Raw genomic sequence first — 21,359 nt, 5'->3', positions numbered from 1 at the left:
CCCCCCCCCCCCCCCCCCCCCCCCCCCCCCCCCCCCCCCCCCCCCCCCCCCCCCCCCCCCCCCCCCCCCCCCCCCCCCCCCCCCCCCCCCCGCCGCCCTGGAACGGGCCCGCTGGCCGCTGCCCACGATCGCCGCCCTGGCGGGTGTCGGTGGCGCCGCTACCGGACTCCTCGCCCTCCTCCGCTGACTAGCCCTGGCCCCCCCTGCCCTCGCGGCGGTTGGGGCTCTTCGTCATGCCTGGGGCTGCTCGTCCCGGGCTCGCAAGGCCTCCTGCCGGGCGGCGAGCGCTGCTTCCAGTCTGGGGCGCCGGGTCAGAAGGTTCTGCCATTCCTCGTCCGTCAGTGCGGCCCGGATTAACCCGGCTTCCCACTGCGCGAACTCGCTGATGATCTCCATGGCCGGAGAGCGACGCCGAAGGGTGCCGGTTACCCCTCCGGGTGCCGCACCGCCTTCTTCACGGCCATCTCCAGCTCCAGCCGCGACGGCCCGGCTGCTGCCGGGTGGTCTCGGTACGCCGCCTGCACCGCGGTTGCCGTCGCCACGGTCAGGGCGCCCGCCTGCTGCTCAACCCACGCGGTGCACTCCAGCTCGATCAGGTGCGGAGGGATGTCAATGTCAGCCATGGCCGAGGTCGTATGGCTCGCTCGCGCCTTCTCGCGTTCCGGCCCACCGGTGCGCTCCTGACGGCAACATGGAGCCGTACAGCCGTAGAAACTCGCGCAATTCCCGACCAGCGGAGGCGGCCATGACCCTACGTTTCATCGCAAAGGACCCGGAGACGAACGGCGACCACTGCCCGAGCGTCTGGTACGACGACGAGGCGCAGGAGTTCGTATTCCAGGGATGGAAGGCGGGCGCGGCGCTTCAGGCGAAGTGCCTGGATTCCGGCCCGATCCCGGAGAACGAGGCAGTCGTACGAATCCCCGCCCGCATGGCCGAGGCCCTGAAGGAGGCGCTTGATGTCGCAGCGCGGACTGCCGCCGTTCGCTGAGCTCTTGGCGCATTGCACTACGTCCGCCGTGCACCTGGAGACGCGGGACGTCTACGCGACCGACGTCGAGGACCAGGACCTGAAGGCCTGGCGCGCGGGCGAACTGGCGCCCGTCTCCGACCGGTCGGCGTGGTGGGGCTGGTTTCACGATGCTGTGGCCGACGCCGTCGCACGCGGTGTCGCCGTCCAGCGAGCTCGTGTCGTCAGCCTGCCCGCCACGGAGTACATCCACTTCGAGCACGCGTGCACGCCACGGAACCTCGCCGCCGGCGAAGATGTGCGCTGGCTGGTGCGCGACCAGGCGCTCGGGCTGCTCCTGCCAGCGCACGACTACTGGCTCTTCGACGGCGAGCTTGTCAGGTGGCATCACTTCGCCGGGGACGGCACGCACCTGCGTGACGAGCTGGACGAGCGCCAGGTGTCGGCGGACCGTGCCGGGCAGGCCTTCGCGGCGGTCTGGGACCGGGCCGTACCGCACGCGGAGTTCGTCCTCGACTGATGTCGGCCTCCTCGTCAGCCCGCGTCCAGGAGGCGCGCGACCGGATCGCGTTCCGGCTGCGCGGCCTTCGCTCCGACGCGGGCCTGACGGGGCAGCAGCTGGCGGAGGTCACCGGCTGGCAGGGCTCGAAGGTCTCGCGCTTGCAGAGCGGCCGATCCCAGCCCAGCGACGATGACATCCGAGCGTGGTGCCGGGCGTGTGGGGCGGAGGACGAAGCCGCGGACCTCATCGCGTCTGCCCGCCAGGCACAGCAGATGTACACGGAGTGGAGGCGCGTCCAAGGGCGCGGCCTCAAGGGCGTGCAGCAGGCCCGGACGCCCCTGTACGAGCGCACCGAGGTCATGCGGGTGTACAGCTCCAGCGTCATCCCCGGGATGCTCCAGACACGCGCGTACGCCGCCGCGCTGCTCTCGGAGATCGCCCGGTTCAACCGGACCCCGGATGACTCGTCGGCGGCCGCCGAGGCCCGGGTAGAGCGGTCTCGGGTAATCCGGCGCGCGGGCCGCCGCTTCCCGATCCTGATCGAAGAGTCCGTCCTGCGGCGACAGGTCGGCAGCACGGAAACGATGGCCGAGCAGCTCGGTTACCTGCTCCAGGCGGCCGCCCTGCCGACTGTGACTCTCGGCATCGTGCCGTCGCGCGCCGTGCCCATGTGGCCTCTGGAGACGTTCACGATCTTCGACGAGGAGCAGGTCGGGGTGGAGCTGCTGACGGCGGCGATCACGATCACGACGCCGTCGGAGGTCGCGCAGTACCTGGCAGCGCACGAAGAGCTCAGCGCCGGGGCGGCACATGGGCCAGCGGCATTGCGGCTGATTGCTCGTGCGGTCTCCGAGCTCACGTAGAAACCGATAGAAACTCTCCACCGGGCTCGTCTCGCCAGCCCTACGGTCGGCGTATTCCTCACCGACTGCGACGGGGGGCTTACCCGTGATGACGATCAAGGTGTACGAGGTGAACGGCGACGGGGTCACCCGCGTCGTGCGCGAAGAAGCGGAGGTCGTTCCGCTCGCGCGGCCGGAAGCCTCCCACCAGTTTCCTGCCTGCGAGTGCATGCGATGCGCGGAGGCGGCGCGGTGAGGCCCGTCGCCGAGCGCGCGCGTCCGGACGAGGCGTACCGAGCGCTTCTCGGCCACACCATGGCATGCGCAGCCTGCCGGGCCGCCGGAGGCCCCTGCCCGACCACCGCCCGGCTGACGCGTGCCTGGCGCAAGGGCCGCCGGTGAGCACCCCGCAGAAGCCACCCTCCGAGCCCGCCCCCGAGCTGGACGACCTGATCTGGCTCCAGGAGACCCGCGAGAAGCGGCTCGCCGAGGCGCGGCGCGAGGACTGAGACTCCCGCCCGGCCGCGCATTCCCTGGAAGGACCGCGGCCGGGCCGGCGACCCCCAACCAACAGAAGGAGATCAGCATGAGCGTAGGCCAGTTACCCGTCATCGCCCGAGGGCTCATCCTCGGCAGCCAGTTCACCAGCTGCCGCGGCACCGTCATGGACGCCAACCCGGACATGTCCGAGGAGATGGCCGGCCGGATCGTCGAGGAGGGGCTGAAGTTCGTGGCCGCCTGCTCCCGCAACCCCGGCGTCGGCCTGGCCCCGTCCCGGATCGTCGACGAAGGGTGGCATGCCCTGATCCTGCACACCGCCATGTACGCCGAGCTGTGCGGCAAGCTGGGCAGCTTCGTGCACCACTTCCCCGGATACGACCCGACGAACTACGACCCGCCAATCATTGACCGGACCCGCGAGGCGATCACGTCACTCGGCTACGAGGCGGACCCGGAGCTGTGGGGACCTCCGTCCGACGAAACCCTGGTGTCCGTCGCGGCGCAGTGCCAGCACGCCCCGGACTGCACGATCGTGATCGTCCCAAAGCCCAAGGGCTAGCACTAGCCTGCTGGGCAGGAGGTGCCTCATGGCTAAGGAATGGACCGACCCGCGATACGCGGACATGGTGGCCGCCTGGAGGGCCAGGCAGCAGCCGGACTCGCGTGACCCGGAGGAGCCCCGACCGGTACGGGGGTTCCTGATCCCCAGCAAGCCGGAGGCGTAGCCCGCCCAGACCGACCGCAGCCCCTGCCTCGCGCGCGGCAGGGGCTGCACCCGGGGGCCTACCTGCGCACGAACTCCTCTAGCTCCACGCCGATGCCGTCCGCGATCCTGATCAAGGTGTCCAGCTGCGGCGAACTGTGACCCTGCTCGATCTCGATCAGGGTCACAATTCGGATATCAGTTCTCAACGAGGCGGCCTCCAGTGTGAGACCCGTGCCGACGCGGGCCGCACGGATCGCGTCGGCGATCTGCAGGCGCCGGGCCCTGACGCGCTCGGGAGGCATCGGCTCGTGCAAGCGGTTCGCGAAGGACACCGTGCTCATCGTGGACGGCACCCTGGTGCCAAACTCGCGACCACACCATCGCCGAGCAGTCCAAGAACTACCGGTACTCCACGAACCACCAGGTTGTCATTGACGCCGATACCCGGCTTGTCGTCGCGGTTGGCCGACCGTTGCCCGGGAACCGCAACGACTGCAAGGCGTGGGAGGAGTCCGGTGCGAAGGCTGCAGTCGGCAAGGCCGTGACGATCGCCGACGGCGGCTACCCGGGCACCGGGCTCGTGATGCCCCACCGCCGCCGCAAAGGCGAAGAACTGCCCGACTGGAAACAGGCCTACAACAAGTCCCACAAACAGGTCCGCGCCCGCGTCGAGCACGCCTTCGCCCGCATGAAGACCTGGAAGATCCTCCGCGGCTGCCGCCTCAAAGGTGACGGTGTCCACCACGCCATGCTCGGCATCGCCCGGATGCATAACCTCAACCTCGCCGGATAGGCGAGCGGTCGGACTGGTCACCGACCACGTCCGCACAGAGATCATTTAGGGGACAGGTCTTAGGGGAGTTGGGTGAGCCCTGGCCTTCGCATGTGACCTGACGAAGGCAGGAAACGCTTGTTCGGTCAGGGGTGTTGAGTCGATTGTCCGCAGCCCACCTCCGGCTGCGGTAACGTGATCGTGTCATCACGCTCTGTGTGTGCATGCGTGGTCTGCGTGCGCATATGGGGCGGCCCCCGGCGGTGTTCGAGCACCGGTCCGAGGGCCTTCACCCAACGAGTGGATACGGAGTCCACCGGGATGCTCTGGCATGCTATCGCGCCCTCTCGGCGCTACACGAAGGCCTCGCACGATGTCGTGCGTCATCCGCGTCTGTGCAGTGACGCGAAGATCCTGCTGCTGTACGTACAGGGGTTGCCCGACGCCGCCACCTCGCTTGCCCTGTCCGAGCACGCTCGGAAGCTGGGGATCAAGGGGCGCGCCTATCAGCGGGCCAAGCAGCAGTTGGTCATGAGCGGCTTCGTGCATGAGCGGCGGGCCCCTGGGGCGGGAGGGCTCTGGGCCACCCATCAGCTGTTCTCCAATGTTCCGTTGGATGACTCCGGTGCTCTTGCCGTGTGGCGGGAGGCCGGTGTGGATGCTGGTGCGCCTCCGGGTGCGCACTATCCGGCCGTCGGCCGACCGGGGGTTCGGGGCGTCGGTGGTCAACTACCGGTGGAAGAAGAACTGGTGGAGAACTCATCCCACCCACCCGCCGAAGCCCCGCGGGCCGAGAAGCCGCAGACCGAAGCCCGGCAGGCGGAAGAGGGCTTCGACGCCTTGACTCGTGAAGAAGCCGACGCCGAGCGCGTGTTGTTGTCGCTTCGCCACACCCATGGAGAACTACACCTGGGTGTTCCCGAGGCTCGGTCGCTCGTCTCGCAGGCCGCGGAGTGGTTGCGGCGCGGTGTCTCCCTCGGGGAGCTGCGGCGGGTGTTGAGCAGTGATCTGCCGCTGGAGGGGGTCCGGTGCGCTGTGGGGTTCCTCGGGCATCGACTTGTGAAGAAGATTCCCGCGCCGGTGGGGGACCGTGCCGCGGCTGCTCCTGTTGCGCAGGAACGGGCGGAACGGATGGAACGGGCGGAACGGGCGGAACGGGTGGAACGGGTGGAAGCGGTGGACGTATCGGGGAAGCCGCCCGCTGCTTCTCGGCACGTCCCCCCGCTCGTGACCTGCCAAGGGCCGGGGACCGAGCATGTCTTCCGGTCCATGGCGGGGGAGACCGAGTGCCCCGACTGTCAGCAGGCGGCCGCTTGGAAGCACTGGGCTGCTCGACGGGCCGCTGACCAGGGCGTCGATCTCGCGGAAGAGGCCGCTGCGGCCGTGGAGGCCGGGCGGGATCCGGGCGGGTGGCGGTCGCGGCTGGCCGCGGTGGCGGCCGAGGGCGGGGGCGGGGTCATGGGCGACCGATAGTCACGGCGGTGGCCTGGCGGCGAGCCCCTACCCCCGCCCCACCACCACCCCCGCCCGGTCGATGCAGATCACGTCCACCTCGACCGGCGCGCCCCGCAGCACGGACAGGGCCTCCTCCCGGGCCCCCGCCGCCACCAGGTCGCCCAGCGGTACCCCCGCCGCCTCGCAGAGCCTCAGCGCCGCCAAGCCCGTGTTGGCGGACGCGATCTCGGCTGCCAGAGCCTCGTCCGCGCCGCCCCTGCGGGCCAGGTCCGCCAGGAAGGCCTTGTCCACCTGGGAGCGGGCCGAGTGGAGGTCGAGGTGGCCCGCGGCGAGCTTCGAGAGCTTGGCGAAGCCGCCGCAGACGGTGAGGCGGTCCACCGGGTGGCGGCGTACGTACTTCAGGACCGCGCCCGCGAAGTCCCCCATGTCCAGCAGCGCGATGTCCGGCAGGCCGTACTCCGCCACCACCGTCTTCTCCGACGTCGACCCCGTGCAGCCGGCCACATGCGTCAGGCCGGCCGCCCTCGCCACGTCCACGCCCCGGCGGATCGAGTCGATCCAGGCCGAGCAGGAGTAGGGGACGACCACCCCCGTCGTACCCAGGATCGACAGACCGCCCAGGATGCCGAGGCGTCCGTTCCAGGTGGAGCGGGCGATCTCCTCGCCGTGGTCCACGGAGACCGTCACCTCCACGTCCGCCCGCTCCCCGTGCTCCGCCGCGACCCGCTCGACGTGCTCGCGCATCAGCCGGCGCGGGACCGGGTTCACCGCGGGCTCCCCGACGTCCAGCGGCAGGCCGGGGAGCGTGACCGTACCGACGCCCGGGCCCGCCCGGAACACCACTCCGGAGCCCGGCGGCAGCCTCCGTACCGTCGACCGGACCAGCGCGCCGTGCGTCACGTCCGGGTCGTCGCCCGCGTCCTTCACCACCCCGGCGCTCGCCCGCCCGGGCCCCAGCTCCTCCACCGCCAGCGCGAACGCCGGGGTCTGGCCCCTCGGCAGCGTGATGCTCACCGGGTCCGGGAAGTCGCCGGTCAGCAGTGCCGTGTACGCGGCCGTCGTCGCCGCCGTCGCACAGGCACCGGTCGTCCAGCCGGGGCGCAGGCCGGTGTGTTTGAGTTGGGCACTGCGACCGCCCCGCGCCTCACCGCTCATGAAGAGAGTCCGTTCCGATGCCTGGTCCTGATGTGCGGCATGTGCCGCATGTGCCGCATGTGCTGCGTGTTCTTGTCCTGGGGGGTACGACCGAGGCGCGTCGGCTGGCCGAAAGCCTCGCCGGGGACCGGCGCGTCCGGGTCACCACCTCGCTCGCCGGGCGCGTCGCCGCGCCCCGGCTGCCCCCCGGTGAGGTGCGCGTCGGCGGGTTCGGGGGCCCCGACGGGCTCGCCGCGTGGGTTCGTGAGCACCGGGTCGACGCCCTCGTCGATGCCACCCACCCCTTCGCCGCGACCATGAGCCGGAACGCGGCCGAGGCCGCCGCGCAGACCCATGTTCCCCTCCTCGTCCTCCGCCGCCCGGGCTGGGCCGCCCAGGACGGTGACCGCTGGCACTTCGCCGGGTCGCTCGCCGAGGCCGCCGCGCTGCTGCCGACGCTGGGCGAGCGGGTCTTCCTCACCACCGGGCGGATGGGGCTCGCAGCCTTCGCCGGCCTCGACGCGCTGTGGTTCCTCGTGCGGTCCGTCGATGCTCCCGAGCCGCCCTGCCCGGTCCGGATGGAAGTGCTGCTCGACCGGGGGCCGTTCGATCTCGACGGGGAGCGGGAGATCATCCGTCGCCATCGCGTCGATGTCCTGGTGACGAAGGACAGCGGCGGCGATGCCACCGCTCCCAAGCTCGCCGCCGCCCGCGAGGCGGGGATTCCCGTCGTCGTCGTCCGGCGGCCACCGGTCCCCGAAGGGGTGCCGGTGGCCCGTACGTCCGACGAGGCCGTGCGCTGGGTACGGCAGCTCTACGCCTCCGGGTAGCGGCGCGGCGTCCACACGATGGACCGGCCGGTCTCGCCGCCGCGCATCCAGCGCGTCTGCGACGAGCCCACGATCAGCAGCGTCCGCATGTCCACCTCCGCCGGGTCGACGTCGGCCAGCCGTACCGTGCGTACGCTCTCCGTCGGGCCGCCCACATCGCGCGCCAACACCACCGGGGTGTCCGGAGAGCGGTGTTCCAGGAGCAGGTCGCGGGCCTTGCCCACCTGCCAGGTACGGGACTTCGAGCCCGGGTTGTACAGCGCGAGCACCAGGTCCGCCGAGGCCGCCGCGCGCAGGCGTTCCGCGATGACCTCCCACGGCTTGAGGCGGTCCGAGAGGGAGATCGTGGCGTAGTCGTGGCCCAGGGGTGCGCCGGCGCGCGCCGCCGCCGCGTTGGCCGCGGTGACCCCGGGCAGCACCCGTACGGGAAGGTCCGCGTACTCCTCCTGCGCGGCCGCCTCCAGCACCGCCGTCGCCATCGCGAAGACCCCGGGGTCGCCGCCGGAGACCACCGCGACCCGGCGGCCGCGCCGGGCCAGGTCCAGTGCGAACTCCGCTCGCTCCGACTCCACCTTGTTGTCCGAGCCGTGCCGCGCCTGGCCGGGGCGGACCGGCACCCGGTCCAGGTAGGTCGTGTAGCCGACCAGGTCGTCCGCGGCCGCCAGCGCGCCCCGCGTCTCCGGCGTCAGCCACAGCGGGCCCGCCGGGCCGGTGCCGACGACCACGACCTCGCCCGGCGCTTCGGAGGAACCCGAAGGCCTGGGCGCGTCGATCCGGCTCGGCAGCACCGCCACCGAGAAGTACGGAACCGAGTCCGGGTCGATCCCGGCCAGCTCGCCCGTGCGCTCCCCGGCCATCGTCGCCCGCTCCACGTACCGCGCCTCCGCCAGCCGGCCCGAAGCCTCGAACGCCCCGCGCACCGCCGGGAACGTACGGCCCAGCTTCATCACCACCGCCGTGTCCGTGGCGGCGAGACGGGCCGTCAGCTCCTCCTCCGGCAGCGTGCCGGGGAGGATGGTGAGGATCTCCTCGCCCTCCACCAGCGGGGTGCCGAGGCGGGCCGCGGCCGCGCTGACGGACGTGACGCCCGGGATGACCTCAGTGGTGTAGCGGTCGGCCAGGCGCTTGTGCATGTGCATGTACGAGCCGTAGAACATCGGGTCGCCCTCGGCGAGGACGGCTACCGTCCGCCCGGCGTCCAGATGCGCCGCGAGGCGGGCCGCGGCCTTCTCGTAGAACTCCTCCAGCGCGCCCCGGTAACCGCCGGGGTGGTCCGTGGTCTCCGTCGTGACGGGGTAGACCAGGGCCTCCTCGACATGGTCCGGCCGCAGGTGCGCCGCCGCGATGGACCGGGCGATCGAGCGACCGTGCCGGGCGCTGTGGTACGCGATGACGTCGGCTTCGCCGATGGCCTGGACGGCCCGCAGGGTCATCAGGTTCGGGTCGCCGGGGCCGAGCCCGACGCCGTAGAGCTTGCCCCCGCCCGTGCTGGTGTCGTTCGCCGGAGAAGTCATGGGAGCGCTCACTACTCCTCCTCGCTCGCGATGGCGTTGAGCGCCGCCGCCGCTATCGCGCTGCCGCCGCGCCTGCCGCGCACGATCAGGTGCTCCAGGCCCGACGGGTGCTCGGCCAGGGCCTCCTTGGACTCGGCCGCGCCGATGAAGCCGACCGGGACGCCGATGACGGCGGCGGGGCGCGGGGCGCCCTCCTCGATCATCTCCAGCAGCCGGAACAGCGCGGTCGGCGCGTTGCCGACCGCGACCACGGCCCCCTCCATGCGGTCCCGCCACAGCTCCAGGGCGGCCGCGCTGCGCGTCGTCCCCATCTTCGCGGCCAGCTCCGGCACGGAGGGGTCGGACAGCGTGCACACCACGTCGTTGTTCGCGGGCAGCCGCTTGCGGGTGACGCCGCTGGCGACCATCGCCACGTCGCAGAGGATCGGGGCGCCGGAGCGCAGGGCGGCTCGGGCGTCGGCCACGGCGTCCGGCGAGAAGGCGAGGTCGCGTACCAGGTCGACCATGCCGCAGGCGTGGATCATCCGGACGGCGACCTGGCTGACGTCGGCGGGCAGCCCGGCGAGATCCGCCTCCGCGCGGATGGTGGCGAAGGACTGGCGGTAGATCGCCGGTCCGTCCTTCTCGTACTGGTGCACAGTGCTGTCGCTTTCTTCTGCCGTCGGTTGATCGGGGGAGGGTGCTCAGGCGCGGGCCGCGGCCACCGCTGCCGCCAGCGCGGCCGGGTCGTTCCTTACCGTCACCGCCGTCGGGGGGTCCCGCCGCTCCCCCCGTACGTGGGAGATCCGGTGCCCGTCGGGCGTGACGACCACGTCGATCCACTCCCCGTGCGGGTGGCCGCAGCGGCGTTCGCACCCGGACCAGTACACAGGCAGCCGCCCGGCCGGTCCGACAGCGGCCCCCGCTTCGGCCCGCACGTCGGCCAGCGCCTTCGCGCAGCCGGGGTGGCCGATGCAGGCGCCGACCCCGGTCCACGGGGAGCCGGGGCCGGTGATCAGCCCGGCCGCGTCCAGCGCGCGGAGTGCTTCCGCCGCTTCGTCCTGTCCGCGTCCGAACGGGCCGGGGAGGACGACCCCGCGCCACGGGGTGAGCCGCAGCTCGCCGCCGTACCGCCGGGCCGTCTCCGTGAGCAGCCGCCACTGGCCGGGGACGAGCCGCCCCAGGGGTACGTCGACGCTGATCGCGGTGCTGACCGTGGTACTGACCGCGGTGCTGATCGGGGTGCTGACCGTGGTGCTGATCGCGGCCGCGGAGCCGTGAGCTCCGGGCGCGGGAGCCGCCGGTTTACGGGGACGGGGCCGGTGTACGGGCGCAGTCACCGCAGCCCCGACGGCCCGCGCGACCTCGCCGGGCAGGGCGGTGCGTACGTCGTCGGGCAGGTCCCTCACGCGCCACGCCCCGGAGTCGCGGGCGGCGCGGAGGAACACCTCGGCGGCCAGGAGCGCGGCGCGCGGCGCGTCCGAGGCGGGCGGCAGCCGGAACACCTCGTCGGCGCCCCCGATCCGCAGCAGGGCGTCCGGGCCCTCCGCGATCAGGGTCACGTCCGCGCCCAGGGCGTCCACGTCCCCGCGCCCGTCGTCGAGGGCGAAGAGGAAGCGGCCGGAGAGCGCTGCGGCGGCGGGCGACCCGCACACCAGCCGGTCCAGCCCGGTCAGCCAGGTCCTGAGCACGGGCGAACCGTCCAGCCCGGCGAGCGGCGAGGCCACGATGTTGCGGGCCCGCTCGTGCGCGGCGGAGGGCAGCAGCCCGGCGGCCGAGAGCAGCCCCGCGAGTTCGCCGCCGCACTCCGTACCGAGGCCCCGCAGCTGGACGTTGCCCCGCGAGGTGAGATGCAGCTCACCGTCCCCGAAGCGGCCCGCCGCGGCCAGCAGGGCGTCCGCCTGATCCGCGCTCAGCACACCACCGGGAACCCGTACGCGGGCCAGCGCCCCGTCGTCGGCCCGGTGCAGCCGCAGCGTTCCCGGGCAGGCGTCGCCCCCGGCGCGCGGGGGGACACCACCCGGGGAAACGGGCGAGGGGGCGGAATCGGGCATGGCGGCGAGCATACCGACCACCCGGGCGCCTCCGGCAGGCTCGCACCTGTGACCTGCGGGACAGCGGCCCCGGCGGTTGGGCCCCGGCCTCTGCCCTGACCTGCGGAGCACCGCCGCCCAGCCCCTCCCCTCCTCGTCCCGGACCGGTGGGTGTCCCTTGTTCCGCGCTGGAGGGTGGCCCCCCGCACCGGAGCGTGATCACCACCGCACCCCCGCCCCCTGCCCCGCCCGGCCCCCGCCGCTTAGGATGCAGGCGGTGGTCCGTTCAGGCCGCCATCGCCAGACGGCGACAGGGGAGGAAGCCCGGTGTGAATCCGGCGCGGTCCCGCCACTGTGAGCCCGGCCGACGCCACCGGCCGGACGAGTCAGGAACTCCCTTCCCCGCGCGGCCGGTCTCCCACCGGGCGCAGCGCACGGCCCTCCGCCGGGCGTGGGGAGACCCTCCGACACCGCCCGGGGCGTGGACACCCCGAGGAAGGCCTGACGCAGCATGATCCTGCTCCTGTCGACGTCCGACACCGACCTCCTGAGCGCCCGCGCCTCCGAGGGGCCCGTCAGCTACCGGTACGCCAACCCCTCCCGCGTCGACCTCGACGGACTGCCTGAGCTGCTGGACGGCGTCGACCTCGTCGTCGTACGGCTGCTCGGCGGCGTACGGGCCTGGCAGGAAGGGCTGGACGCGGTGCTGGCCACCGGCCGGCCGGTCGTCGTGCTGACCGGTGAGCAGGCCCCGGACGCGCAGCTCATGGCCGCCTCCACCGTGCCGATCGGCATCGCGGCCGAGGCGCACGCCTACCTCGCGCACGGCGGGCCGGCCAACCTGGAGCAGCTGGCCCGGTTCCTGTCGGACACCGTGCTGCTGACCGGCCACGGCTTCGAGCCGCCCGCCCCGGCGCCCGCGTGGGGCCCGCTGGAGCGGGAGGCCCACGAGGTGCCCGAGGGCGCGCCGACCGTCGCCGTGCTCTACTACCGCGCTCACCACATGAGCGGGAACACGGCGTTCGTCGATGCGCTGTGCACGGCTGTGGAGGACGCCGGGGCCCGCCCGCTCCCGCTGTACGTCGCGTCTCTCCGTACGCCCGAGGCCGAGCTGATCGACGAACTCCGTGCCGCCGACGCCATCGTGACCACCGTCCTCGCGGCGGGCGGCACCAAGCCCGCCGAGGCGTCGGCGGGGGGCGACGACGAGTCGTGGGACGCGGGCGCGCTGACCGCGCTCGACGTGCCGATCCTCCAGGCGCTCTGCCTCACCAGCCCGCGCAGCGCCTGGGAGGAGAACGACGAAGGTGTCTCCCCGCTGGACGCGGCCACCCAGATCGCGGTGCCGGAGTTCGACGGCCGGCTGATCACCGTGCCCTTCTCCTTCAAGGAGATCGACGAGGACGGGCTTCCGGCGTACGTCCCCGACGCCGAGCGCGCCGCCAGGGTCGCCGGGATCGCCGTACGCCACGCGAAGCTGCGCAACATCCCCAACGCCGAGAAGAAGATCGCGCTCGTGCTGTCGGCCTACCCGACCAAGCACTCCCGGATCGGGAACGCGGTCGGCCTCGACACACCCGCCAGCGCCGTCGCGCTGCTGCGCCGACTGCGCGCCGAGGGCTACGACTTCGGCCCCGAGGAGGAGATCCCGGGTCTGGTCTCCGGCGACGGCGACGAGCTGATCTACGCGCTCATCGAGGCGGGCGGCCACGACCAGGAGTGGCTGACCGAGGAGCAGTTGGCGCGGAACCCCGTTCGTATCCCGGCCGCCGACTACCGCCGCTGGTTCGCCACGCTCCCCGAGGAGCTGCGCACCGCGGTGGAGCGGCACTGGGGACCGGCCCCCGGCGAGATGTTCGTGGACCGTTCCGCCAACCCGGAGGGCGACATCGTCCTCGCGGCCCTGCGGCGCGGGAACCTCCTCATCCTCATCCAGCCGCCGCGCGGCTTCGGCGAGAACCCGATCGCGATCTACCACGACCCCGATCTGCCGCCCTCGCACCACTACCTGGCCGCCTACCGCTGGATCGCCGCCTCCGCCGACGACAACGGCTTCGGCGCGGATGCCATGATCCACCTCGGCAAGCACGGGAATCTGGAGTGGCTGCCGGGCAAGAACGCGGGGCTCTCCGCCGCCTGCGGCCCGGACGCCGCCCTCGGTGATCTCCCTCTCGTCTACCCGTTCCTGGTGAACGACCCGGGCGAGGGCACGCAGGCCAAGCGTCGCGTCCACGCCACCCTGATCGACCACCTGGTGCCGCCGATGGCCCGCGCCGACAGCTACGGCGACATCGCGCGCCTGGAGCAACTCCTCGACGAGCACGCCCAGATCGCCGCGATGGACCCGGCGAAGCTGCCCGCGATCCGCGCTCAGATCTGGACGCTGATCCAGGCCGCGAAGCTCGACCACGACCTCGGCGTGGAGGACCGCCCGGAGGACGAGGGCTTCGACGACTTCATCATGCATCTCGACGGCTGGCTCTGCGAGATCAAGGACGTCCAGATCCGCGACGGCCTGCATGTGCTGGGCAACCCGCCCGCCGGGAACGACCGGGTCAACCTGGTCCTGGCCGTGCTGCGCGCCCGCCAGATCTGGGGCGGTACGGCATCCCTCCCGGGCCTGCGCGAGGCGCTCGGCCTCGACGAGTCGGCCGCCACCCGCACCGCCGCTGACGCGATCGAGGAGCAGGCCCGCGCGCTCGTCCAGGCGATGGACGACGCCGACTGGGACCCGGCCGCCGTCGCGGGCGTCTCCGCCGGGCTGCCGGACGCGGTCGCCGACATCCTCACCTTCGCGGCCACCGAGGTCGTCCCGCGCATGGCGGCCACGACCGACGAACTCACCCACGCCGTGCACGCGTTGAACGGCGGCTTCGTGCCCGCAGGCCCCTCCGGGTCCCCCCTGCGCGGCCTGGTCAACGTCCTGCCCACGGGCCGTAACTTCTACTCGGTCGACCCGAAGGCCGTCCCCTCCAAGCTCGCCTGGGAGACCGGTCAGGCACTGGCCGACTCACTGCTGACCCGCTACCGCACCGACAACGGCGACTGGCCCACCTCGGTCGGCCTCTCCCTCTGGGGCACCAGCGCGATGCGCACGGCGGGCGACGACATCGCCGAAGCCTTCGCCCTGCTCGGCATCCGCCCCGTCTGGGACGACGCCTCGCGCCGGGTGACGGGCCTGGAGCCCATCCCGTACGAGGAGTTGGGCCGCCCCCGGATCGACGTCACCCTCCGCATCTCGGGCTTCTTCCGGGACGCGTTCCCGCACACGGTGGGGCTGCTCGACGACGCCGTACGCCTCGCCGCCTCGCTGGACGAGCCGGCCGAGCGCAACTACGTACGGGCGCACACCCAGGCCGACCTGGCCGAACACGGCGACGAACGCCGCGCCACCACCCGCATCTTCGGCTCCCGCCCCGGCACGTACGGCGCGGGCCTCCTCCAGCTCATCGACTCCCGCGACTGGCGAACCGACGCCGACCTCGCCGAGGTCTACACGGTCTGGGGCGGCTACGCCTACGGCCGTGAGCTCGACGGCCGCCCGGCCCGGGAGGAGATGGAGAGCGCCTACAAGCGCATCGAGGTCGCCGCGAAGAACACCGACACCCGCGAGCACGACATCGCGGACTCGGACGACTACTTCCAGTACCACGGCGGCATGGTGGCCACCGTGCGCGCGCTCAAGGGCACGGCCCCGGAGGCCTACATCGGGGACTCCACCCGCCCCGAGACCGTCCGCACGCGCACGCTGGTCGAGGAGACTTCCCGCGTCTTCCGCGCGCGGGTCGTCAACCCCAAGTGGATCGAGGCGATGCGCCGCCACGGCTACAAGGGCGCGTTCGAGCTGGCGGCCACGGTGGACTACCTCTTCGGGTACGACGCCACGACCGGCGTCGTCGCGGACTGGATGTACGACAAGCTCACCGAGACGTACGTGCTCGACCCGGAGAACCGGCAGTTCCTCCAGGAAGCCAACCCCTGGGCCCTGCACGGCATCGCGGAACGCCTGCTGGAGGCCGAGTCGCGCGGCATGTGGGCCAAGCCGGACCCGGCGGTGCTGGACGCGCTGCGCCAGGTGTACCTGGAGACGGAAGGGAACCTGGAGGGCGAGGACTGACACTCCTCCTCTCCTTCTTCCTCTTCCTCTTCCTCTTCCTCCTTTCCTCCTCGCTCCCTGCCGCAGGAATCCGTCTCAGGTTCCGGCAGGGAGCGGGGTCGGGAAGACGAAGCTGAACGGGCCGGTCGCGGACGGGGCGGGCGCGGCGGCGAGGCCGGGGCAGACCCGCCGGAAGGGTACGCCGGGGGCGATCGCCGCCCATTCGGCGGCGGTGGGGTTGGCCGCGGCGAGCCGGCAGGCGAGGGCGACGGGATCACGGAGTGCCGTACTGAGCTGCGCGATCTTCCAGCGCACGATGGTGCCCGGGTATTCGAGCGTGGTCAGAGAGGTGCCGTCGGAGGAGACGACGAGCGCGTCAGCCTTCGAGCCCAGTGTCAGCGACGTCACCTGGTGTGGCGTGGCGGGATCCGACACTTCCCACAGGAGCACCTGCGTGCCGGGGCCGGCGCCGGTGAGCAGTCTGCCGTCCTGGCTGAACGAGTACGGCCCATCGCCGCGGCCATTGCGGAGCCGGGCCAAGAACCGGGGCCGTCTGGGGTCGGACACATCGAAGAGGAGCCCCTCCCTGTTCCCCACCACGAGAGTCCGCCCGTCGGGGGCGAACGCGTAGGGGTCGGCGTACCCAAGGTCCGAGTCCGATTCCGAGTCGGGATCGGGCAGATCCGACAGCCGCTCCGGGGTGCGCGGGTCGGTGACGTCGTACAGGGCGGAGTCGACCGCCAGGATTCGGCCCTTGGGGGCGAACAGGACCACCGGGGTTCCGCTCTTCGTCGTGACGGCGCTCAGCCGCCGGGGCCTGCCGGGCGAGGAGAGGTCCCACAGCGTGACCCCCCTTTCCGTGCCGACCGCCATCAGGTCACCCTGGGCCGAGAAGGCCAGGGAGAGGCCACGGTTGCTGGACGGGGCAACGTTCAGCCGGAACTCCCGGACCGGGTGACCGGGGTCCTTCACATTCCACAGGGTCACGGTTCCCCCGGGGCCCTCGGTGACGAGACGGTCGCCGTCCACCGAGAATTCCTGGCTGGCATAGGTGAAGCTCCCCGGCGGGTCCAGCCGGACCACGCCTGCCGTCCGGCCCGCAGAGCGTCCCGTCAACGGGATCAGGCTCAGCTCACGCTCGGCAGTGGCCAGGGCCAGCAGCCGTCCGTCGGGGGCCAGGGCGTACGGGATGCCCTCCTCGAACCACCGGTAGTAGTTCCGGGTGGACGAGACGGGCCTCGCGGCCACCGTGGGGGTCAACCGGTCGGTCAACGACCAGAAGAACACGGTGCCGTTGTCATCCCCGCTGGCCAAGGTGCGGCCGTCGGGTGCGAAGGACAGCGCCGAGACGGTGGAGTCGTGTCCGGTGAGGACGGCAGAACGGACGGGCCGTGTCCCGGAGATGTCCCAGAGGGCCGCCGTATGGTCCGTGCTTCCCGTCGCGAGAAGGCGGCCGTCCCCGCTGAACGCGACCGCTTCCGCCGAACCGCCATGGCCGCTGATCACCGCGGTGCGGCGGGCATCGGCAGGCCGGGCGACGTCCCACAACCGGACCTGGGCGTCGCTGGACGCGACGGCCAGGGTGCGCCCGTCCCGGCTGACGGCCAGCGCGCGCACCGGGCCGCCGGTGCCGTCGAGTACGCCGAGACTCCGCGGGCGGTCGGGGTCCCCGACGTCCCACAGCTCCACCGTCCCGTTCTGCCATCCCAGGGCCAGGACGGCACTGTCCGGTCCGAAGGCGATCGCCTTGACGTTGCTTTCGCGCTGCGGGAGCGAGGCACGGGCGCGGGCCGAGCCGCGCCCCGGTACCACCGACCAGAGCCGCGTCTCCCCGGCGGTGGAGATGACCAGCGTCCGGCCGTCAGGGCTGAACTCCGACGCTTCCATGGGCTCTGGCAACCACAGCGGCATGTTGCCCCGGGGCTGTGGGCGGTTCCGGTCGGTGAGGGAGAACCTGCCCAGGGAGGCACCCGGGTCCGCACCGGTGAGGAGCAGGGACCGGCCGTCGCCGATCCAGACCGCGGGGTTCCCGAAGCCGATGCTGCTCTGCTCCGTCACGACGTCGGCCAACTCCGCGGGATCACCGGGGCCGGACGTGTCCCACAGCCCGACGACACCGGTGCCCCCGCCCACCGCGAGCGTCCGGCCGTCGTCGCTGTAGGTCAGCGAGTCGACCCCGCCCGTCGCGTCGGCGGAGCCCGCGTACTGCGTCGCGGCCAGCACGTCCATCAGCGTCCTCCGGCTCTGCGGCGAAGGGGCTCCTCGGTACGCGGCGACGGCGAGCAGCAGGGCCGATCTCGGGTCGGCGCCGATGTTCGCGCGGGCGGCGGCCTGGAGTTGGCGGTTCTGCGCGGTCTCGCCGTTGGCGCGGGCGTTCGACCGCTGCTGGTAGGCGATACCCGTGGCGACCAGTGCCGCGCACAGCGCCAGCACCGCCCCTTGCAACGTTCGCTTCAGCCGCCGTGTGCGGCGGGCCTCCTGTTCTCGCTCCGCGCCTGCCGCCCGCGCGCCGGCGCGCAGGAACTCGCCGTCCAGGGCGCGGTCCAGGCGGCCTCGGTCCAGCAGGTCGCGGGCGCTCTGCAGCCGTGTTCCCCGGTAGAGGTAGGTCTGGTCGCGGCCCGCGGCCTCCCAGGCGTCGGTGTCGTCGGCGATCCGGCGGCGGAGGACGAGCTCGGTGCGGTCCTCGTCGATCCAGTCCCGAAGCCGGTCCCAGGCACGCAGCAGCGCCTCGTGGGAGACCTGGGCGCTGTCCTGGTCGAGGGTGACGAGACGGGCGTCGACGAGCCGGTCGAGAAGGCGTCGCTCACTCCCGGCGGACAGCTCGGCGATCCGGATCCGGCGCCGTACCGCGTCCTGGGAGGCGTCCGGGCTGACGTGCACCATCCGCAGCAGCAGTATGCGCAGGGCGGTTCTCCCGGCACCGTCGAGATCCTCGTACAGCTTGTCCGTCGTGGTGGTGACGGACCGCCAGATGCCGCCGGTGGCCTGGTACCCGGCGAGGGTGAGGGCGGCGCCACTGCGGCGCAGCCAGGTCTCGCGCAGGGCGTGCGCGAGGAAAGGGAGCCCGGCCTGCCCGGCCGGGCCGCCTCGCAGGTCGTGCAGCAGGCGGTCGGTGAGTCCGGCCTGGAGGCTGAGCCCGGCGGCCTCGGCGGGATGCTCGACAGCGGCCCGCAGATCGTCCTCGGTCATCGGCGTCACGTTCAGCCGGTGACGGTCCAGGGCGCGTACGAGACCGGGGTGGTCGAGGCAGCTGCCGTAGTGGTCGGCCCGCAGGCTCAGCACGACACGCGGCCCCTCCTGGTGCGGCGATGTCAGGAGGCTGATGAAGCGGGCGCGTTCCCCGGCGTTGCCGCAGCGGGTGAACACCTCCTCGAACTGGTCGACGACCAGCAGCCGGCAGACCGGGCGGTCGCGCGGGGGCGGCGGAAAACGGCCCCGGTCGAGCGTGGCGCGCACCTCCTCCGGGTCCCGGCCGGTGGCCCGCGCCCACAGGCCGGCCAGGGTGCGCATCGGATGCGGGCCGGGCGCGGGCAGCAGGAGAACGGGCCAGGCTTCCGGGCGGCGCTCCAGGCGGGCGAGGAGCCCGGCCCGCAACAGCGACGACTTGCCGACGCCGGACGCTCCCACGAGGACCAGCGGAGAGGGGTCGTCACGCACCACGAGAGCGGTGAGGTGGTCGGCGAGCGCGTCACGGCCGTGGAAGTAGCCGGTCTCCTCGGCCGGGAACGGCTTCATGCCCGGGTACGGGCAGGGCACGTCGGCGGGCGGGGCGGCGTCCGGGCCGGGGGCGGCGCGGTAGGCGGCGTTGGGTGCGAGGACCAGTCTGTCGAGTGTCCCCTCGCTCTGCCGCCGCGGATGGATGGGCCCGTCGCTGAACGTACGCGTGAGCGCGGTGTGCAGGTGATCCAGGGTGAGTTGCGGAGGGCCGCCGGGGTCGCCCGACGTGAGGAGTTCCAGGAGCTGTCCGCCGAACAGCGTGTGCCGCTCGTCCTCGGGCGCGTACGAGGGGGCGAAGTACGAGGCGGAGCTGAGCAGGAAGCTTCCGCCGGGGCGCACGGAGACGAACGGGTCGGCCTGCCGGTCGCTGCCGTCGGGCACGGTGGCCCGCCCGGAGAAGCAGCAGTCCAGGACGACGGCGCTGCCGCCGGCCGCGCGGCCGAGGAGCCCCTTGAGCGTGTGGTAGGGGACGGCGCCGGAGACCTGCCCGGCGGAGCGGCTGGTACGGGTGGCGAGATAGAGCTCGTCGTCGGGGCCGAGCAGTCCGTGCCCCGCGTAGAGGAGCAGCACCACCCCGGTGGCCTCGCCGACGACCCGCTCCACGGTGGCGACGACGTCCTCGGGACGTGCGTCGGCGGGGAGACGGTGGACCCGGTCTTCGGCCATACCGCAGACCGTGTGCAGCACGCGTTGAAGGTCGTCGAGTGTCGTGTCGACGGACGGCAGGTCCGGCAGCTCCGAGCCGGCGGCGTGATGCCCGGTGCCGACGAGGACCGCGTGGACTCCGGGCGCGGCAAGGCTGCCGGGGCCTGGAGGAGGCAGGGGGCGGGGCATCAGGCGGGCGGTGCGTCGTCGCGGGGGGCGAGGGGGCGGCGGGGTTCCGCCTGCGGGACGGGTAGGTGGCTGCCGCTGACCGCGTCGCCGTCGTCGCCGCTGTCGTCGTGGCCGTCGCTGTCCGCGCCGCCCGGCCTGCTCGTCCCCGCCACGTCCGCCGCCAGCTGGCGCGCCAGGTCGGTGGTCTGCTGGGCGTTCAGCCCGCGCACATGGGTCGCGGAGACGGTGATCTCCGTGCCGTCGGGCCGAATGATGGTGATCGTCTGGCTGCCCCGACGGGTCTGCGCCCACGCGACGACCGCTCCGGCGAAGACCGCCGCCACCCCGCCCGGTGCCAGGACCGCGAGCAGTGCGTCCGCCGCCGTACCCATGGCACCGCCCGGTGGTCCGGCGTGCGCCGCGCCGCTTCGGATGCGGCCGCGCAGTTGTGGCTCGGCGCTCAGCCAGCGACGTAATGCGTGGGCGCCGTTCGGGCCCTCCCCGGCTACCACTACCCGTATGGCCATGAGCATGCCCACAGGATACGGGCGGTCGCGGGAGCGGCGCGGAGCAGGGCCCCGCCGCAGGGCGAGAAGATCGGGGGCCTCCGGGATACCGAGTCCCCTGCCCCTGTCACTCCGTAGGGTTCCGGATTCCCCGCCCCTGCGCCCGCCCGTACGTTCCTCAACGCAGCGGGCAGACCCCCGGCTTGACGAACGGGACCCCACCTTCCGGTCATCCGTGAGGTCGCCCGCTGCCTTCGCCCTGTCGGTGACCAGGAGGTCATGTGAGCGCGCGCCGTCCCACACGCAGGAACATCCTCAAGTCCGCCGGCGGGCTCTCGGCTGTGATGGCCCTGGGCGTCAGCGGAGTCCCCACGGCGCGGGCAGCGGGGATCGAGGACACCCGGCCGGACTTCCGGCTGCCCTTCCCGTGCGGCGTCAAAGTCGAACTGAAGACCTACCCGGGTCACAATCCGGACGACAAGAAGATCGACATGTACCGGTACGGGATGCCGTCGGGGAGCCCCATCCTCGCCTCGGCGGACGGGTTCGTGCATGAGAACTTCTGGGCGTCCGGCGGGCTGGAGATCAGGCACGGCAACGGCTGGTTCAGCCTCTACCTCCACATGACCGGCGTCGCGCAGGCCGGCACCTGGGTCAAGCGCGGCGACATCATCGGCTACATGGGGGACGTCGGATCGCCGGGCAAGCCGCACCTGCACTACGAGCAGCTCTACAACCCCAACAGCGACCAGGACGCAGACACCCAGCACATGGTCCACCCCAAGCTCCAGGGGCAGTTGCTGATCATGGACCCCAACCGCCCGGTGGACATGATCAGTACGAACTCCTGTGGTGGTCCTGTTCCGGGTGGGGGTGACCTGTTCGCGTTGTCGCCGGACCGGTCGGGTGTCTTCCAGTACTCCGGGCAGGGTGTCGCGTGGACGAAGGTCGGTGGTGCTGCAGGTGAGTTGGTCGCGGGTGGGGCTGGG

At 72.6% G+C, this 21,359-nt stretch carries 19 protein-coding genes, 1 pseudogene and 1 riboswitch; of the genes and pseudogenes, 11 read left to right on the top strand and 9 right to left on the bottom strand.

All coding sequences use genetic code 11. From position 1 onward, the window contains the following. Nucleotides 1-231 precede the first annotated feature (231 nt). Complete coding sequence (locus ACZ5WC_RS30280) at nt 232-396, bottom strand: hypothetical protein (protein WP_468543795.1); 165 nt, start codon at nt 394-396, stop codon at nt 232-234. 29 nt (nt 397-425) lie between these two features. Further along, the gene (locus ACZ5WC_RS30275) at nt 426-623 is read right to left on the bottom strand and encodes a hypothetical protein (RefSeq protein WP_468543794.1); all 198 of its coding nucleotides are present in this window, start codon (nt 621-623) and stop codon (nt 426-428) included. Between the two features lie 122 nt (nt 624-745). On the opposite strand from ACZ5WC_RS30275, the gene ACZ5WC_RS30270 reads away from it, so the two are divergent. The 6 genes from ACZ5WC_RS30270 to ACZ5WC_RS30245 all read left to right on the top strand — a co-directional run bounded on the left by ACZ5WC_RS30270 (nt 746) and on the right by ACZ5WC_RS30245 (nt 3,540). Beyond that, on the top strand, nt 746-991 hold the full coding sequence (locus ACZ5WC_RS30270) for a hypothetical protein (RefSeq protein WP_468543793.1): 246 nt from the start codon (nt 746-748) through the stop codon (nt 989-991). A gap of 4 nt (nt 992-995) precedes the next feature. Beyond that, complete coding sequence (locus ACZ5WC_RS30265; RefSeq protein ID WP_468543792.1) at nt 996-1,490, top strand: DUF6879 family protein; 495 nt, start codon at nt 996-998, stop codon at nt 1,488-1,490. After that, entirely contained in the window at nt 1,490-2,335 is an 846-nt protein-coding gene (locus ACZ5WC_RS30260; protein ID WP_468543791.1) for a helix-turn-helix domain-containing protein, read from the top strand. The genes ACZ5WC_RS30265 and ACZ5WC_RS30260 overlap by 1 nt, the downstream gene beginning before the upstream one ends. Nucleotides 2,336-2,420: 85 nt before the next feature. Next, on the top strand, nt 2,421-2,570 hold the full coding sequence (locus ACZ5WC_RS30255; RefSeq protein WP_468543800.1) for a hypothetical protein: 150 nt from the start codon (nt 2,421-2,423) through the stop codon (nt 2,568-2,570). 330 nt (nt 2,571-2,900) lie between these two features. After that, nucleotides 2,901-3,374: a glycine-rich domain-containing protein gene (locus tag ACZ5WC_RS30250; RefSeq protein WP_468543790.1), complete on the top strand. Its 474-nt coding sequence runs from the start codon at nt 2,901-2,903 to the stop codon at nt 3,372-3,374. Nucleotides 3,375-3,402: 28 nt separating this feature from the next. Then, complete coding sequence (locus tag ACZ5WC_RS30245) at nt 3,403-3,540, top strand: hypothetical protein (protein ID WP_468543789.1); 138 nt, start codon at nt 3,403-3,405, stop codon at nt 3,538-3,540. Nucleotides 3,541-3,598: 58 nt separating this feature from the next. On the opposite strand, the gene ACZ5WC_RS30240 is transcribed toward ACZ5WC_RS30245, so the two are convergent. Beyond that, nucleotides 3,599-3,862, bottom strand: a complete 264-nt coding sequence (locus ACZ5WC_RS30240) for a helix-turn-helix domain-containing protein (protein WP_468543788.1) — start codon at nt 3,860-3,862, stop codon at nt 3,599-3,601. Here ACZ5WC_RS30240 and ACZ5WC_RS30235 point away from each other — a divergent pair. Further along, a pseudogene (locus tag ACZ5WC_RS30235) lies at nt 3,834-4,314 on the top strand (transposase); the annotation flags it as partial. The gene ACZ5WC_RS30240 and the pseudogene ACZ5WC_RS30235 sit on opposite strands and share 29 nt — an antisense overlap. 300 nt (nt 4,315-4,614) lie before the next feature. Next, nucleotides 4,615-5,766, top strand: coding sequence for a hypothetical protein (locus ACZ5WC_RS30230; protein ID WP_468543787.1), 1,152 nt, complete (start codon nt 4,615-4,617; stop codon nt 5,764-5,766). Nucleotides 5,767-5,793: 27 nt separating this feature from the next. Here the strand turns inward: ACZ5WC_RS30230 and ACZ5WC_RS30225 are convergent, their stop codons facing one another. Next, nucleotides 5,794-6,903, bottom strand: a complete 1,110-nt coding sequence (locus ACZ5WC_RS30225) for a cobalt-precorrin-5B (C(1))-methyltransferase (protein ID WP_468543786.1) — start codon at nt 6,901-6,903, stop codon at nt 5,794-5,796. Between the two features lie 17 nt (nt 6,904-6,920). On the opposite strand from ACZ5WC_RS30225, the gene ACZ5WC_RS30220 reads away from it, so the two are divergent. Beyond that, the gene (locus ACZ5WC_RS30220) at nt 6,921-7,712 is read left to right on the top strand and encodes a cobalt-precorrin-6A reductase (protein WP_468543785.1); all 792 of its coding nucleotides are present in this window, start codon (nt 6,921-6,923) and stop codon (nt 7,710-7,712) included. Here the strand turns inward: ACZ5WC_RS30220 and ACZ5WC_RS30215 are convergent. The 3 genes from ACZ5WC_RS30215 to ACZ5WC_RS30205 are packed head-to-tail and all read right to left on the bottom strand — an operon-like array spanning nt 7,697 to nt 11,271. Continuing rightward, nucleotides 7,697-9,226, bottom strand: a complete 1,530-nt coding sequence (locus ACZ5WC_RS30215) for a precorrin-2 C(20)-methyltransferase (RefSeq protein ID WP_468543799.1) — start codon at nt 9,224-9,226, stop codon at nt 7,697-7,699. The genes ACZ5WC_RS30220 and ACZ5WC_RS30215 overlap by 16 nt on opposite strands. 11 nt (nt 9,227-9,237) lie before the next feature. Then, complete coding sequence (locus tag ACZ5WC_RS30210; protein WP_468543784.1) at nt 9,238-9,864, bottom strand: precorrin-8X methylmutase; 627 nt, start codon at nt 9,862-9,864, stop codon at nt 9,238-9,240. 45 nt (nt 9,865-9,909) lie between these two features. Then, nucleotides 9,910-11,271 (bottom strand): cobalamin biosynthesis protein CobG, encoded by a 1,362-nt coding sequence (locus ACZ5WC_RS30205; protein ID WP_468543783.1) that lies wholly within the window; start codon nt 11,269-11,271, stop codon nt 9,910-9,912. 283 nt (nt 11,272-11,554) lie between these two features. Continuing rightward, nucleotides 11,555-11,634: riboswitch (cobalamin riboswitch) on the top strand. A 115-nt stretch (nt 11,635-11,749) separates the two neighbouring features. Between ACZ5WC_RS30205 and cobN the strand changes: the two genes are divergently transcribed. Further along, the gene (cobN, locus tag ACZ5WC_RS30200; protein WP_468543782.1) at nt 11,750-15,355 is read left to right on the top strand and encodes a cobaltochelatase subunit CobN; all 3,606 of its coding nucleotides are present in this window, start codon (nt 11,750-11,752) and stop codon (nt 15,353-15,355) included. 75 nt (nt 15,356-15,430) lie between these two features. Here cobN and ACZ5WC_RS30195 read toward each other — a convergent pair whose 3' ends face one another. Both ACZ5WC_RS30195 and ACZ5WC_RS30190 read right to left on the bottom strand, forming a co-directional pair. Next, complete coding sequence (locus tag ACZ5WC_RS30195) at nt 15,431-19,885, bottom strand: caspase, EACC1-associated type (protein WP_468543781.1); 4,455 nt, start codon at nt 19,883-19,885, stop codon at nt 15,431-15,433. Beyond that, nucleotides 19,885-20,397 carry an effector-associated constant component EACC1 gene (locus ACZ5WC_RS30190; RefSeq protein ID WP_468543780.1) on the bottom strand — a complete coding sequence of 171 codons (513 nt, stop codon included), beginning with the start codon at nt 20,395-20,397 and terminating at the stop codon, nt 19,885-19,887. Before ACZ5WC_RS30190 ends, ACZ5WC_RS30195 begins: the two co-directional genes overlap by 1 nt. Nucleotides 20,398-20,651: 254 nt before the next feature. Here ACZ5WC_RS30190 and ACZ5WC_RS30185 point away from each other — a divergent pair. Then, nucleotides 20,652-21,359 (top strand): M23 family metallopeptidase (locus ACZ5WC_RS30185; protein ID WP_468543779.1); only part of this gene is annotated, 708 nt, incomplete at its 3' end.

The organism is Streptomyces sp. NPDC033165 (assembly GCF_055577965.1).
This window is presented reverse-complemented; position numbering and strand designations above follow the sequence as displayed.

Coding starts and splice junctions, on each gene's coding strand:
- ACZ5WC_RS30280 (WP_468543795.1), bottom strand. CDS start 396: ATGGAGATCATCAGCGAGTTCGCGCAGTGGGAAGCCGGGTTAATCCGG.
- ACZ5WC_RS30275 (WP_468543794.1), bottom strand. CDS start 623: ATGGCTGACATTGACATCCCTCCGCACCTGATCGAGCTGGAGTGCACC.
- ACZ5WC_RS30270 (WP_468543793.1), top strand. CDS start 746: ATGACCCTACGTTTCATCGCAAAGGACCCGGAGACGAACGGCGACCAC.
- ACZ5WC_RS30260 (WP_468543791.1), top strand. CDS start 1,490: ATGTCGGCCTCCTCGTCAGCCCGCGTCCAGGAGGCGCGCGACCGGATC.
- ACZ5WC_RS30250 (WP_468543790.1), top strand. CDS start 2,901: ATGAGCGTAGGCCAGTTACCCGTCATCGCCCGAGGGCTCATCCTCGGC.
- ACZ5WC_RS30245 (WP_468543789.1), top strand. CDS start 3,403: ATGGCTAAGGAATGGACCGACCCGCGATACGCGGACATGGTGGCCGCC.
- ACZ5WC_RS30240 (WP_468543788.1), bottom strand. CDS start 3,862: ATGAGCACGGTGTCCTTCGCGAACCGCTTGCACGAGCCGATGCCTCCC.
- ACZ5WC_RS30230 (WP_468543787.1), top strand. CDS start 4,615: ATGCTCTGGCATGCTATCGCGCCCTCTCGGCGCTACACGAAGGCCTCG.
- ACZ5WC_RS30225 (WP_468543786.1), bottom strand. CDS start 6,903: ATGAGCGGTGAGGCGCGGGGCGGTCGCAGTGCCCAACTCAAACACACC.
- ACZ5WC_RS30220 (WP_468543785.1), top strand. CDS start 6,921: ATGCCTGGTCCTGATGTGCGGCATGTGCCGCATGTGCCGCATGTGCTG.
- ACZ5WC_RS30215 (WP_468543799.1), bottom strand. CDS start 9,226: ATGACTTCTCCGGCGAACGACACCAGCACGGGCGGGGGCAAGCTCTAC.
- ACZ5WC_RS30205 (WP_468543783.1), bottom strand. CDS start 11,271: ATGCTCGCCGCCATGCCCGATTCCGCCCCCTCGCCCGTTTCCCCGGGT.
- cobN (WP_468543782.1), top strand. CDS start 11,750: ATGATCCTGCTCCTGTCGACGTCCGACACCGACCTCCTGAGCGCCCGC.
- ACZ5WC_RS30195 (WP_468543781.1), bottom strand. CDS start 19,885: ATGCCCCGCCCCCTGCCTCCTCCAGGCCCCGGCAGCCTTGCCGCGCCC.
- ACZ5WC_RS30190 (WP_468543780.1), bottom strand. CDS start 20,397: ATGCTCATGGCCATACGGGTAGTGGTAGCCGGGGAGGGCCCGAACGGC.